The following is a 13,845-nucleotide window of genomic DNA, read 5'->3' as shown; positions in this document are numbered from 1 at the left end:
CCGATCGTCTTTCAGATCAGACGTCGTCTTCGTCGCCGGTGACGCCGATGATGTCGCTCATGTCGTCATCATCTTCATCTTCGTCGGCTTCGAGGAAGGTATCGTCGTCATCGTCGCCGATTTCGACATCGTCATCGCCGATATCCGGAATGTCATCACCGCTTGCAGCCTCGTCGGCATCTTCGAGCGATACCAGCTCGACTTCCGTGTTTTCGGTATCGACTTCGGCCACTTCATCCTCTTCCGGAACTTCCTTGGAAGCGGAGGTTTCTTCGAAGAAGGACAAGGGCCAGGACTTGCCGGTATAGGGCGAGACCACCGGATCCCGGTTCAGGTCATAGAACTTCTTGCCGGTATCGGGATCGGTACGTTTTGTTCCAAGTTCCGCTTTCGCCACTGTCAAAGCCTCATGAATGGCCGAATGAAAATTCGGCAATGCCGGGGAAGCCGGCGTTTTAAGGGAAATATCAGCCGGTCCCCTTAATCGTTGCGGCCGTTTCTGTCAAAGCTAAAGTTCACGCCGCTTTGCATAGGGTTTTAGTATAGTGGTCGACAGGCCTTTGCCAAAGGGCTTTACGAAGCGGGAGGCCGTCGAGGAGATGCTCACCGGGAAAATGCAATGGCCCAGGCACCCTGAGCCATAGAGCGTGGAAAGATGCGCTGCCGGAATTCATCGCAACCCAGATGAAAGGCATCGCCGGCATCGAAATCGACATCGAGAGGATTGACGGCAAATGGAAGGTGAGCCAGAACCGGCCGCTGGCTGACCGACAGGGCGTCGCCGAGGGCGTTTCGGCGATCGATCGCACGGCGTTGGCGGAAATGGCCGGACTGGTGCGTCGCTACAGCAAACAACGAGAGACCGGTTAGGGACGGAAAAGACATGATCATCGCCATCGACGGACCAGCGGCCGCCGGCAAGGGAACTCTGGCACGCCGGATCGCCGAAGCCTATGGCTATCATCATCTCGACACTGGCCTCACCTATCGTGCCACGGCCAAGGCGCTGCTCGATGCCGGGCTGCCGCTCAACGACGAAGCGATTGCCGAAGGCATGGCGCGCAAGGTCGATCTCGCCGGGCTCGACCGGGCCCTTCTGTCCCGACATGAGATCGGCGAGGCCGCCTCGAAGATCGCAGTCATGCCGACCGTGCGCACCGCATTGCGCGAGATGCAGCAAAAATTTGCGCAGAAGGAGCCCGGCGCCGTGCTCGACGGCCGCGATATCGGCACTGTCGTCTGCCCGGGCGCACCGGTAAAGCTCTATGTGACGGCCTCGGCCGAAGTGCGAGCGAAGCGGCGCTACGAGGAGATTGTCGAAGCCGGCGGCAGCGCCGATTACGACGCCATTTTCGAGGACGTGAAACGGCGCGACGAGCGCGATATGGGACGCACCGACAGCCCTTTGAAACCAGCTGAAGACGCGCACTTGCTAGATACCTCAGAAATGAGTATAGAAGCGGCGTTTCAGACGGCGAAATCGATCATCGACGCCGCTCTGAGCCGAAATGCCTGAAAATTTGAGCGGCCTTCGCGCGCCTCGCGCCGGAAACCGCCGATTTCAAGATAGCCTGACATTCCGTCCAAGCGCCGGATAGCTTCCCGAAGGGAGGCGGACTGGGGTCAGGCCTGTTCAACGCGAACCACCGGCGCATCAGTGTCCAGATTGCATGATCGGGACACGCCAGGAGATTTTATGTCTGTAACTTCCCCCTCTCGCGAAGATTTCGCGGCCCTTCTCGAAGAATCCTTTGCCAAGAACGATCTGGCTGAAGGCTATGTCACCAAGGGCATCATCACCGCCATCGAAAAGGATGTCGCCGTTGTAGACGTCGGCCTCAAGGTCGAAGGCCGCATCGCGCTGAAGGAATTCGGTGCACGCGCCAAGGACGGCACGCTCAAGGTTGGCGATGAAGTCGAAGTCTACGTCGAGCGTATCGAAAACGCGCTTGGCGAAGCCGTTCTGTCGCGCGAAAAGGCTCGCCGCGAAGAAAGCTGGATCAAGCTCGAAGTCAAGTTCGAAGCTGGCGAGCGCGTCGAAGGCGTCATCTTCAACCAGGTCAAGGGCGGCTTCACCGTCGATCTGGATGGCGCTATCGCCTTCCTGCCGCGTTCGCAGGTCGACATCCGTCCGATCCGCGACGTTACCCCGCTGATGCACAACCCGCAGCCCTTCGAAATCCTCAAGATGGACAAGCGTCGCGGCAACATCGTCGTTTCGCGTCGTACGGTTTTGGAAGAGTCCCGTGCCGAGCAGCGTTCTGAAATCGTTCAGAACCTCGAAGAAGGCCAGGTTGTTGACGGCGTCGTCAAGAACATCACCGATTACGGTGCGTTCGTCGACCTCGGCGGCATCGACGGCCTGCTGCACGTTACCGACATGGCATGGCGCCGTGTGAACCATCCGTCGGAAATCCTGTCCATCGGCCAGCAGGTCAAGGTACAGATCATCCGCATCAACCAGGAAACCCACCGCATCTCGCTCGGCATGAAGCAGCTCGAGAGCGATCCGTGGGATGGCATCCAGGCCAAGTATCCGGAAGGCAAGAAAATCTCCGGTACCGTCACGAACATCACCGACTACGGTGCGTTCGTCGAGCTGGAGCCGGGCATCGAAGGCCTCATCCACATCTCGGAAATGTCCTGGACCAAGAAAAACGTTCACCCCGGCAAGATCCTGTCCACGAGCCAGGAAGTCGAAGTCGTCGTTCTCGAAGTCGATCCGACCAAGCGTCGTATCTCTCTCGGCCTGAAGCAGACGCTGGAAAACCCGTGGGCAGCATTCGCCCGCAACCATCCGGCTGGCACCGAAGTCGAAGGCGAAGTCAAGAACAAGACCGAATTCGGCCTGTTCATCGGCCTCGACGGCGATGTGGACGGCATGGTTCACCTCTCCGACCTCGACTGGAACCGTCCGGGCGAGCAGGTCATCGAAGAGTACAACAAGGGTGACGTCGTCAAGGCTGTCGTTCTCGACGTCGACGTCGAGAAGGAACGCATCTCGCTCGGCATCAAGCAGCTCGGCAAGGACGCAGTCGGCGAAGCAGCAGCTTCCGGCGACCTGCGCAAGAATGCAGTCGTTTCCTGCGAAGTCATCGCAGTCAACGACGGCGGCATCGAAGTGAAGCTCGTCAACCACGAAGACATCACCTCGTTCATCCGCCGCGCCGATCTGTCGCGTGACCGTGACGAGCAGCGCCCGGAGCGTTTCTCGGTTGGTCAGATTGTCGACGCTCGCGTCACCAACTTCTCCAAGAAGGACCGCAAGATCATGCTGTCCATCAAGGCTCTGGAAATCGCGGAAGAGAAGGAAGCCGTTGCTCAGTTCGGTTCGTCCGACTCGGGCGCTTCGCTCGGCGACATCCTGGGTGCGGCTCTGAAGAACCGCAACGCCGAATAATCTTCGGTAGAAGCCTGGAAACAAAAGACCCGCCGGAGCGATCCGGCGGGTTTTTCTTTGTCCACCATGCGGTGCCCGTGCCGCCTGTCTGTTGCGAGCCGGCTATTCCCAGGCGACCATGCGCCGGTAGAAATCGAAGGCGTGGTCGTGCAGAGGGTCGCGCAGAGGCTGCGGCAAGGCAACGAGCTCCGGCCTGACGCTATCATCCCTCGCGGAGGCCGGGCCAGCTTCCGCTTCGTCAGATGCCTCGCCCTCTGACTTTGTCGATGCTTCCTCCGCATCGGCATGCTCTTCATCCTGAGCTTGCCGGCTCTCCTCGTCCTGAGCTTGTCCGCCCTCCTCATCGCCGACGGGATCGACGCGATTGAGCAATTTCGATTCGCTGTTCTTGGCGGGGGCGTCTGCCGGCAGATAATTCGCCACGACGAAGGGAACGCCGAGCGGCAGGGGTGCCGGCATTGCCGTCTGCTCCGCAGCCTCATACACCGCCATCGGCGTTACAGCCGACGTCTGCAACGTCGGCTTGCCGGAAGCGATGGCAAGAACGTCGGATGCCTCGGGTCCTTCCGCCAGTGACACCGGCATGGCCGCCGCCGCGATCGGACTCTTGAGGCCTTCATTGTCGGCCGGCGGCTGCGCGGATGAGGCTTGCGCGGCAGCATTGCCGGTCAGCGCCTGGGCGATGATCTTCTCGACGGAAGAGGAGGGATTGTTGATGATCTGAAGAAGATCGGAACTGGTCGCCATCGCGGGCGCGCTAATGACGACCTGCAAGCCCTGTTTGATGTCGGCTTCTATCTGCTGAATATCGCGCGGCACCGGCGGCGGCGCTAGCGGCGATCGGATCAGCGCGACTTCGGTCGGTAGTTCGGCTTCTGTGGCGATCGCCATCAGTAGCGCGCTCGCGGTCAAATCATCGACAAGAGAAGCGAGCACGGAAGGCTGGGCGGTGACGGCCGCAGGGGCAGCGGCACCGCTACTGGCAGGCGCGGCTTGCGGGGCGGCGACAGTAGCGTTTTGCGCAACCGTCTGTGTTTGAGCCGTCTGGGCAGCAGCCGGCGCGGATTGAGATTGTACGGGAATGCCCGATTGTGGCGTCGGCTGCGCCGCAGGTGCCGGCTGTGCAGCAGGCTGAGCCGGCAGTGGTGTGGCCGGCGCAGGCGTAGGGGTCCGCATAGCGGAGGCCGGTTCTTCTGCGGCAGTTGCAAGTACCGTCGCCTGGGCGGCCAGATCGGCCACCTTCTGCAGCGGAGCCGATGTCGGTCCCTGCGCAGCCGGCGTTTCCACTTTGCCGGCATTCTGCCCATAGGAATTGACGACCGCCTTCAGGACGGCGTCCGGCTCGGTGACCGACGCCTGCTCCAGGCTGAGAGCCAGCTGCACCGCCTGCGGGCTTTCCGGATCCTGCAACGCCGCTGCCAGAAGCGGCAAGGATACCGGCGTCCTCATCTGAGCATCCATTCGCTGCTGCGCGGCGGCGAGTTGCGGCGGCGTCAGACTGCGGATTGCGGCGGCAACACGTTGCGCATAGGCGGTATTGCTCTCGCCCGGCTCACGGGAAACATTCACCACCTTGCTGGCGGCATCGATGGCGGAAAGCAGGCTGTCGAGCATGCGTTCGCGGGCCGCGACCAGCAGCATGTTCAGCTTTCCCTCGACGCTGGCATTGACGGTACTCGACAGAACGGCGAGCGGCGTTGCCGTCGTCTGAAGCCCGGAGGTCTCGGCCGTCGCGACAATCGGCTTCTCAACGGACACACCCACAGCGGACACGGCACCAACGGGAAGCAACATGACATGCTCCTTTGTCTGGCAAGACGACGATGGAAGCGGGAAGCAGGTTCAATTGAGGTCCGCTCATGCGGCCTGTGGATTTCCTAGCGCCGGATGACCGAACTGACGAGGCGCGAACGCGCAGAACTGGAGATCATCCGCAAAATAGCAGTCGAATCCTTAACAGATCCCTAAATAAAAGGGCCAATGCCACTTCCGCGACACTGGCCCCTGGATTTCGCGCTGCAAGCGAAGCAATCAGCTATGCGCGAAGATATCCGCCTCTTCCCAGCCAAGGAGGTCGAGCTTGGCGCGCGTCGGCAGGAAGGCGAAACAGTCATCCGCATAGTCCATGCGGCCATCGCGCAGCAGGCGTTGCGTCAGCTTCTCGCGCAGCGCATGCAGATAAAGCACGTCGGAGGCGGCATATTCGAGCTGCGCCGGAGACAGCGTTTCCGCCGCCCAGTCGGACGATTGCTGCGCCTTGGAGATATCTACCTCGAGCATTTCCTTGAGATTGTCCTTCAGGCCGTGACGGTCGGTATAGGTACGGCAGAGGCGCGACGCGATCTTGGTACAGAAGACGGGTGTCGTGGTGACGCCGAAGGTGTGAAACAGCACCGCGATGTCGAAGCGACCATAGTGAAAGATCTTCTGATGCGTCGGGTCGGCCAGCATGGCGACGAGATTGGGGGCCTGCTTCTGGCCAGCCGCAATGCGGATGATGTCAGCCGTGCCGTCGCCGGGCGAAAGCTGCACGAGGCAAAGTCGGTCACGGCGTGGAACGAGCCCGAGAGTTTCGGTGTCGATGGCAATGGCGCCGGTGTAGCGGGCGGCATCCTCAGTGGAAATATCGCCTTCGTGATAACGGATGGTGGCAGCCATGAGATTCTCCCGGCTCTGTCGTTCTGAATTCGCTTTTCGTCCGTTCTATAGAACGGAGAGGATGAGAACCATACCGGCACCGCTCAAAATGTCGGCGGCGTATTGATCCAGAGCAATATGGTCTCACCATCATGACGGTTGCGCCAGGAATGATAGCGGCGGCTTTCGAAATAAAGGGAATCGCCGGGCAGAAGATCGAAGAACTGGTCGCTGTCGAGCACCAGCTCCAGGTGACCGACGAGAACATGGATGAACTCTTCTCCCTCGTGGCGATAGGCACCCTCGCTCGTCGCACCGGGTGCGAGTACGAAGCGATGGCAGTCCATCATCGTCCGTCCTTCGGCGAGAAGCTGGACAGTGACGCCCGGCGTCGTTGCCGGCCAGGCACGCCATTCGCCGGATCGGACGAGCGCGGAAGCATCCTCCCGCTCCTCGCCGGACAGGCGCGATACCGTCGTGCCATAATAATCAGCCAGATCATGCAGGGTCTTGAAGCTGACGCCTTGCGAGGTGCGTTCCAGGGTCGACAGCGTCGAGGAGGTCATGCCCATGTCGGCGGCGACCTGGTCCAGCGTTTTGCCGGCGGCATGGCGCAGCGACCGGAGCCTGCGGCCGATATCGGAGGAGGCCGGTTGCTCGCCATTTTCCAATCCGGCAGTCCCCTCCTCCGTCTCGAGCGCTTCGCGAATCGCTGCAGGATTGAGGCCACGTTCGGCGCGGAACCATGCAATACGCTTCAGTCGCGCCACATCCTCGGCGCTGAACTGGCGGTGTCCGGTCTCGGAGCGGGAGGGAACCACAAGGCCCTGGCTTTCCCATAGCCGCAGCGTGGAGGCCGACACGCCAGCAAGACGCGCCGCTTCCGCCACCTTATAGCGCACCGGATATCGCTCCTGCTCGACACTGCTCATTCGCCAAGATCCCTCATTGTCGTTTTTCGATCCGTTTAGCACGGATGAAGCGACTTAGCGCGCCTTAAAGGAAAGCGGCAACCTCCTGCCAGTCTTCGGCTCATTCTTGTCTCCCTCACAAAATCCCGCTTGAAATCCTACAGGAAAAATGTAGGAGTTTTGTAAATAACTTGCAGAACTTCTGCAAGATAATTCGAAAACACCTTGTGGGAGCCACTGCAATGACCCTGACCGAGCGGAAGAACGCCGCCATTTCTCGCGGCGTCGGCATGACGACGCAGATCTATGCCGACCGCGCCGAAAATGCGGAGATCTGGGACAAGGAAGGCAATCGCTATATCGATTTTGCTTCCGGCATTGCGGTGGTGAATACAGGCCATCGCCATGCCCGCGTGATTGCCGCCGTCAAGGAACAGCTCGACCGCTTTACGCATACCTGCCATCAGGTCGTACCCTATGAGAGCTATGTGCATCTGGCCGAGCGGCTGAACGCGATCGTTCCCGGCGATTTCGCCAAGAAGACGATCTTCGTGACGACTGGTGCCGAAGCGGTCGAAAATGCCGTCAAGATCGCCCGCGCCGCCACCGGCCGCTCCGCCATTATCGCCTTTGGCGGCGGCTTCCACGGCCGTACCTTCATGGGCATGGCGCTGACCGGCAAGGTCGCCCCCTATAAGATCGGCTTCGGCCCGATGCCGGGCGATGTTTTCCATGCACCCTTCCCGGTGCCGCTGCACGGCATCAGTGTCGAGCAGTCGCTGGCGACACTGAAGAAGCTGTTTGCCGCCGATGTCGATCCACAGCGTGTGGCCGCGATCATCCTCGAGCCCGTGCAGGGCGAAGGCGGCTTCTATCCCGCGCAGGCGGCCTTCATGAAGGCACTGCGCGAGATTTGCGACCAGCACGGCATTCTACTGATCGCCGACGAGGTGCAAACCGGCTTTGCGCGCACCGGCAGGATGTTTGCGATGGACCACCATGAGGTGGCCGCCGATCTCGTCACCATGGCAAAGAGTCTTGCCGGCGGCTTCCCGCTCGCCGCCGTCACCGGCCGAGCCGAAATCATGGATGCACCCGCTCCAGGCGGCCTCGGCGGCACCTATGGCGGCAATCCGCTCGGCATCGCCGCAGCCCATGCCGTGCTCGACGTCATCGCCGACGAGGGTCTGTGCGACCGCGCCAACCAGCTCGGCTCGCGCCTGAAACAGCGACTGGAATCGCTGCGCGACAAGGTGCCCGAAATCGCCGATATCCGCGGCCCCGGCTTCATGAATGCGGTTGAATTCAACGACGCGACGACGAAGCTGCCGAGCGCGGATTTCGCCAACAAGGTGCGGCTGATCGCGCTCGACAAGGGGCTGATTCTTTTGACCTGCGGCGTCTATGGCAACGTCATCCGCTTCCTGTCGCCGATCACTATTCAGGATGGCGTGTTCAGCGAAGCGCTCGATATCCTCGAGGCATCGCTATTGGAGGCAAGCGCCTCCCATTAACAGGCGCGCCAACGTATTTTCCTTTATTTGCCGGCGCGAACTGCCGGGCAAACCCTGTCGGAGTGCAGACCATGTCCTTTACGACCGCAATAACCAAGCACGTTCCCTTCTCCTCGCGCCTCCTGCGCGCTTCCGGCTATATCAATGGCGCATGGACGACCGGCGGGGCGACGAAGACATTCGATGTCATCAACCCCGCGACCGGCGAAGTGCTGGCCTCGCTGCCCGATATGGGTACTACCGAGACAACGGCTGCCATCGATGCTGCCTATGCCGCGCAGGTCGCCTGGGCTGCCCGTCCGGCCAAGGAACGAGCCGTGATCCTGCGCAAATGGTTCGATCTGATGGTTGCCAATGCCGACGAGCTGGCGGCGATCCTGACCGCCGAGATGGGCAAGCCGCTTCCTGAAGCCAGAGGCGAGATTCTCTACGCCGCTTCCTATGTCGAATGGTATGCGGAAGAGGCCAAGCGCATCTACGGCGAAACCATCCCCGCCCCCTCCAACGACAAGCGCATGGTCGTGATCAAGCAGCCGGTCGGCGTCGTCGGCACGATCACGCCCTGGAATTTCCCGGCGGCCATGATCGCCCGCAAGGTCGCGCCGGCGCTGGCTGTCGGCTGCACCGTGGTCTCGAAGCCTGCCGAACAGACGCCGCTGACGGCAATCGCGCTTGCCGTGCTTGCCGAGGAGGCAGGCATTCCCCCAGGGGTGCTCAACATCATCGTCGGCATCGATGGCCCAGCGATCGGCCGCGAGCTTTGCGGTAATGCGAAGGTGCGCAAGATCAGCTTCACGGGCTCGACGGAAGTCGGCCGCATCCTCATGCGCCAGTGCGCCGACCAGATCAAGAAGGTCAGCCTCGAGCTCGGCGGCAATGCGCCCTTCATCGTTTTCGACGACGCCGATCTCGATGCCGCCGTCGAAGGCGCCATGGCTTCGAAATATCGCAATGCCGGGCAGACCTGCGTCTGCGCCAACCGCATCTATGTGCAATCCAATGTCTATGACGCCTTTGCCGCCAAGCTCGCCGCCAAGGTGGCCGAGCTTTCTGTCGGTGACGGCTTCAAGCCAGGTGTAACTGTTGGGCCGCTGATCGACGAACAGGGTGTCGCCAAGGCTGAAGACCATGTTCGGGATGCCGTTTCGAAGGGCGCGCGCGTCGTGACGGGCGGCAAGCGCATCGAAGGCGCCGGCACCTTCTTTGCGCCAACGATCCTGACAGGCGTCGACCGTAGCATGAAGGTCGCACGCGAAGAAACGTTCGGTCCTGTTGCGCCGCTCTTCCGCTTCGACACCGTCGAGGATGTCATCGCCCAGGCAAACGATACGGAATTCGGCCTTGCCGCCTATTTCTTCGCCGGTGACTTGAAAAAGGTTTGGCGCGTGGCGGAAGCGCTGGAATACGGCATGGTCGGTATCAATACCGGCCTGATGTCAGCAGAAACGGCACCCTTCGGCGGTATCAAGCAATCCGGCCTCGGCCGTGAAGGCTCGCGCCATGGCGCCGATGACTATCTCGAAATGAAATATCTCTGCATCGGCAATTTGTAGCCGGCTATCAGGTTGAGGTGATATGAATGCGGCCCTGCCACAGGCGGGCCGCGCTCAGCCGGTCGGTGTAAAAGGCGCCGGTATCGAGATTGAGCCTGAGACCATTGACTTCGGCCCGTTGGACTGGCGTGTGGCCGTGGATGATCAACTTCGGCAGCGGCTGCGCGCTGTCGTAGAAACGCGAGCGGATGAAGACCAGGTCGTCGTCTTGCTGGTCGGCAATCGACCGGTCGGGATCGATGCCGGCATGAACGAACAGCGCCTTGGGCGTGTCCAGCAGGATCGGCAGGCTACGGAGGAAATTGACGTGATCGTCGGGCAGCCAGGTTCGAATGAACGTATCGAGCATCTTCCGCTTGGGATATAATTGCTGCAAACGAGGGATATCCACGCCATAGGAGGCGAGCGTCGCATCCCCGCCGAGCGCCACCCAATCCTCAAGCGATATCTCTCCGTCGACATAGGAAAGCATCTCCATCTCATGATTGCCAGTCAGGCAGATGCGGTCGAAACCGTTCGGCGGCGGCGCCATCAGCCGGCTGACGACCTGCGCCGAGGCAGGACCGCGATCGATGAAATCCCCCAGCATGATGATGAGCTTTCGGCCGGGAAGTCTCGCCGCGTCGGCAAAGATCTTGCGCTCCAGCGCGCTCAGGAGATCGTAACGCCCGTGGACATCGCCGATGACGTAGGTGGGCATGTCGAGGTGTTCGAGCCATTCCCGGCGTCGACGATGGCCGAAGCCATTGGTCATTTTTTCGCGTATCCTGGACGCCGCCATGAAACTGCCTTTCGAGCGCACACCCCGGAACGCCTCAACTGTGTCTGCAAAAAGAACTCAAAAGCGACGATTCTTTGCCAGAAAGGCGGAAATTATCGCTGGTGACGGTTCTGGCAGCAGGACCGAACCTGCAGCACCAACCCGCCTTGCGGCAAAGCGTCCCGAACGGCACCTTTATGCATGGAGAAAGTTGACAGTGCGTATCCGCAATCTTATCGCGCTACCCACGCTGGCGCGAGACCTTCCGCCGTCAACCCGGGAAACCCAGATGTTGGGGGCCTCGGCACGAGGGCTGCCGCCTCAAATTGGAACGTCCCATTCATGGCGACTGTAAACTTATCGTGAAGCCCTGATGGATACGACGACAGCGCTCCAACTCTGCCGCTTTCTGCATGATGCATCCCTGATGCTTCTATGGGGCGCATGCGCCTATCTCTCTCTCCTCGTACCAAGAGCACTTGCCGACACCGTTTGGCGCATGATTGCAAAACCGTTTGTGCTGATTGTCATGGTTGCGGCTTTAACGGCACTGGCCGCATTGCCGGTGACGACGGCGAATATCGGCAATGGCTGGAGCGATGCGCTCGATGCCGGCATGATCCATGAAGTGACTTTCGAAACCACGGTCGGGCTCGCCTGGCAGGCGCAGATGCTGGCGGCCATCGTGATGATTTGCGCCTTGCTGCCGCCACAGAACTGGCGCCGCCACAGGCTGGCCCTGGGCGCCGGCATTGGCCTTGCCTCTCTGTCATTGACTGGGCATGCCTCGATGCTGGAGGGATGGTTGCAGCAGGTGCAGCGGGCCAATGATATCCTGCACGTGCTTGCCGGCGGCGGCTGGCTGGGGGCGCTGGTGCCGCTGATCCCAATCCTCAAGCTTCTCGGCCGGCCGGAATGCAGGGCGGAAGCGCAAACGGCGTTGCGCAGGTTTTCCAATGCCGGTCACGTTGCAGTCGCACTGGTCATTCTCTCCGGCATCGTCAGCACGCTGCTGATCCTGAAACGCCTGCCGACGGACTGGTCTTCGCCGTATCAGAAGTTGCTTGCCATCAAGATCGCCCTGGTTGCCATCATGACGGTGCTGGCCATTATCAACCGCTACGTCTTCGTTCCCTGGATCGGCCGCAAGCCGGCCCGCGCACTGTTGGCCCTCCGGCTCGGAAGTATCTCCGAGATCGTGATCGGCATTATCGTCATCGCACTGGTTGCCGTCTTTGGCATGATGGAGCCAGTCTAGCCGCCGAGCGATTTCACGACCGACCGAACGGGCGCCGGATCTTGTGTCGTCGGCTTGTATTCCAGGCCCACCCTGCCGCGATAGCCTTGGGCGTACAGCCAATCCAGCCGTTCCGCCAGATCGATATGGCCGGTGCCGGGATCGTTGCGGCCGGGATGATCGGCAACATGGAGATGGACGATGCGGTCGATGCGATCGCCGACCACCTGCTGCGTGTCCTCGCCCATGACGGCTGAATGATAGAGATCGTAGACGATACCCACTTCCGGGCGGCCGACCTCGTCGACAATATCGAGGCCCTCAGCCGTCGAAGACAGGTAATAGCCGGCATGGTCTATCTTCGTGTTCAACGGCTCAAGGCCGAGCCGGACGCCGGACCCTTCGAGAATGTCAGCACCGACACGAAGGGTAGCGACGATGGCCGCGCGCTGCTCGGCGCGGGAAAATTCTGCCAGTTCATCGCCGGCCTGCGCGATCAGAACTGGCGCGCCGAGGCGCTGGGCGACAGCAACGGACTCCCGCAGCCCCTTGAGCCAGGCCTCTTTGTTTGCCGGATTCGTCAACGCGATCATAGGCTCCGCAACCATGCCAGACACCCCGATGCCGGTTTCGGCGACGGCAATTGCAATTGCGTCCAGATCCTTGTTCGTCCAGTGCCAGAACTCGACCGCATCGAGTCCCGCCGCCTGTGCAAGCCGGATACGATCGGCAAAAGCATCGCCATCGCGCGCAAACAACCACTCGATACAGGCCGAAAACTGTCGCATGAGATCCTCCTCCCTCGATTTGGTCAGGAGCAATTGCGCGAGATGATGCGCAATGGCAAGCCTCTCTAGCGATGATATTGCTGTGGCAGCCGCGGCATCGAAGGTTTGATGGCCTCTACCTTCACTGCTGAAAGCACGCGCATATCACGGCGGAAATCGGAAGGCGACATCCCGGCAATATGGCGGAAGGACTTGTTGAAAGCGCTGATCGAACCGAAGCCGCTATCCATGGCGACCTGCAGAACATTAGCACCGTCGCGCATCAGCATCGCCTGCGCCCGCGAAAGGCGCAGCAGGTTCACATATTTGGCCAGCGTCATACCGGTGGATTTCTTGAAAAGATTCATCGCGTATTTTGGATGCAGGTGGGCCGCCTTGGCGATGTCAACCGTATCGATGTCATGCAGGAAATTATCGGCGATGAAATCACACATGCGCGCCAGGCTGCGCGAAGATTGCGGATGAGCCTGGTCATTGGCCGCATTTCCAGTCTTTTCCGGAACCATGCGATAGGGCTCGAAAGCGATGCGCTCCAAACGCAGCAGGAGTTCCGCGACGGCATGTTCCGCCTTGGCGCCGTCGCCGGACATGACATAGCGGTGCCATCGGGCGAAGTTCTCGTCATCGGCGGCGTCGGTCGCCGAGCTTATCAATGCCTGCCCACGAATGAGACGGCCGGAGATATCAAGCGGCAGCCGCAAGCGGAAAAAATGCACGAGCGGCAGATGCGCGCCTGCATAGATCGAATCGTCGGACAGTTCGTCCAGCTGATGCGGCTGGCCGCCCCAGAAAAGACAGATCTCACCGGCTCGCAAAGTAAGCTCGTGATCGCCTATGCGGTAGTGCACGGTCCCGCGGACAATGTAATTGACTTCCACCTGTGCGTGCCAATGCGGCTTTGCCATCGGCAACGGCTGGTTATGAAACATCTGCAGGACGTTTGGGAGCCCTTCGACACTGCTCGCACCCGGCTGATAAACTGCCCGCTGACCCACCTTACTTTTCGCCAAGTCGATGTTCCCTTTTTAGGAGACAGAAGCGTACC

13 protein-coding genes are annotated in these 13,845 nt (G+C 60.7%); 5 read left to right on the top strand and 8 right to left on the bottom strand.

All coding sequences use genetic code 11. From position 1 onward, the window contains the following. Window positions 1-16: 16 nt before the first annotated feature. Both FHT85_RS28315 and FHT85_RS31055 read right to left on the bottom strand, forming a co-directional pair. Window positions 17-397 (bottom strand): TIGR02300 family protein, encoded by a 381-nt coding sequence (locus tag FHT85_RS28315; protein WP_015338257.1) that lies wholly within the window; start codon window positions 395-397, stop codon window positions 17-19. A 206-nt stretch (window positions 398-603) separates the two neighbouring features. Continuing rightward, on the bottom strand, window positions 604-885 hold the full coding sequence (locus FHT85_RS31055; protein ID WP_183774651.1) for a hypothetical protein: 282 nt from the start codon (window positions 883-885) through the stop codon (window positions 604-606). On the opposite strand from FHT85_RS31055, the gene cmk reads away from it, so the two are divergent. Together cmk and rpsA are read left to right on the top strand one after the other, a co-directional pair. Further along, a complete protein-coding gene (gene cmk, locus FHT85_RS28305) occupies window positions 884-1,516 on the top strand; it encodes a (d)CMP kinase (RefSeq protein WP_112412254.1) in 633 nt (210 codons plus the stop codon). The genes FHT85_RS31055 and cmk overlap by 2 nt on opposite strands. A gap of 180 nt (window positions 1,517-1,696) precedes the next feature. Next, window positions 1,697-3,400, top strand: coding sequence for a 30S ribosomal protein S1 (gene rpsA, locus FHT85_RS28300; protein ID WP_112338876.1), 1,704 nt, complete (start codon window positions 1,697-1,699; stop codon window positions 3,398-3,400). Window positions 3,401-3,502: 102 nt separating this feature from the next. Here the strand turns inward: rpsA and FHT85_RS28295 are convergent, their stop codons facing one another. From FHT85_RS28295 to FHT85_RS28285, 3 genes are all read right to left on the bottom strand, one after another. Further along, window positions 3,503-5,194 (bottom strand): hypothetical protein, encoded by a 1,692-nt coding sequence (locus FHT85_RS28295; RefSeq protein WP_112398638.1) that lies wholly within the window; start codon window positions 5,192-5,194, stop codon window positions 3,503-3,505. A 237-nt stretch (window positions 5,195-5,431) separates the two neighbouring features. Further along, window positions 5,432-6,058, bottom strand: a complete 627-nt coding sequence (locus FHT85_RS28290; RefSeq protein WP_112398639.1) for a ribonuclease D — start codon at window positions 6,056-6,058, stop codon at window positions 5,432-5,434. 83 nt (window positions 6,059-6,141) lie between these two features. Next, the gene (locus tag FHT85_RS28285) at window positions 6,142-6,969 is read right to left on the bottom strand and encodes a MerR family transcriptional regulator (RefSeq protein ID WP_112412253.1); all 828 of its coding nucleotides are present in this window, start codon (window positions 6,967-6,969) and stop codon (window positions 6,142-6,144) included. 221 nt (window positions 6,970-7,190) lie between these two features. On the opposite strand from FHT85_RS28285, the gene FHT85_RS28280 reads away from it, so the two are divergent. After that, window positions 7,191-8,462, top strand: a complete 1,272-nt coding sequence (locus FHT85_RS28280; RefSeq protein WP_112412252.1) for a 4-aminobutyrate--2-oxoglutarate transaminase — start codon at window positions 7,191-7,193, stop codon at window positions 8,460-8,462. A 71-nt stretch (window positions 8,463-8,533) separates the two neighbouring features. Further along, a complete protein-coding gene (locus tag FHT85_RS28275) occupies window positions 8,534-10,015 on the top strand; it encodes an NAD-dependent succinate-semialdehyde dehydrogenase (RefSeq protein ID WP_112412251.1) in 1,482 nt (493 codons plus the stop codon). A gap of 7 nt (window positions 10,016-10,022) precedes the next feature. On the opposite strand, the gene FHT85_RS28270 is transcribed toward FHT85_RS28275, so the two are convergent. Continuing rightward, entirely contained in the window at window positions 10,023-10,796 is a 774-nt protein-coding gene (locus tag FHT85_RS28270; protein ID WP_112412250.1) for a metallophosphoesterase family protein, read from the bottom strand. 352 nt (window positions 10,797-11,148) lie between these two features. Between FHT85_RS28270 and copD the strand changes: the two genes are divergently transcribed. Then, window positions 11,149-12,033 (top strand): copper homeostasis membrane protein CopD, encoded by an 885-nt coding sequence (gene copD / locus FHT85_RS28265; RefSeq protein ID WP_112412249.1) that lies wholly within the window; start codon window positions 11,149-11,151, stop codon window positions 12,031-12,033. On the opposite strand, the gene FHT85_RS28260 is transcribed toward copD, so the two are convergent. Together FHT85_RS28260 and FHT85_RS28255 are read right to left on the bottom strand one after the other, a co-directional pair. Beyond that, the gene (locus FHT85_RS28260) at window positions 12,030-12,800 is read right to left on the bottom strand and encodes a TIM barrel protein (RefSeq protein ID WP_112412248.1); all 771 of its coding nucleotides are present in this window, start codon (window positions 12,798-12,800) and stop codon (window positions 12,030-12,032) included. The genes copD and FHT85_RS28260 overlap by 4 nt on opposite strands. Window positions 12,801-12,865: 65 nt before the next feature. Then, on the bottom strand, window positions 12,866-13,816 hold the full coding sequence (locus FHT85_RS28255) for a helix-turn-helix domain-containing protein (RefSeq protein ID WP_310235838.1): 951 nt from the start codon (window positions 13,814-13,816) through the stop codon (window positions 12,866-12,868). Window positions 13,817-13,845: the final 29 nt, after the last annotated feature.

Origin of the sequence: Rhizobium sp. BK312, from assembly GCF_014193605.1 — a bacterium.
Lineage (GTDB): Bacteria > Pseudomonadota > Alphaproteobacteria > Rhizobiales > Rhizobiaceae > Rhizobium.
This window is presented reverse-complemented; position numbering and strand designations above follow the sequence as displayed.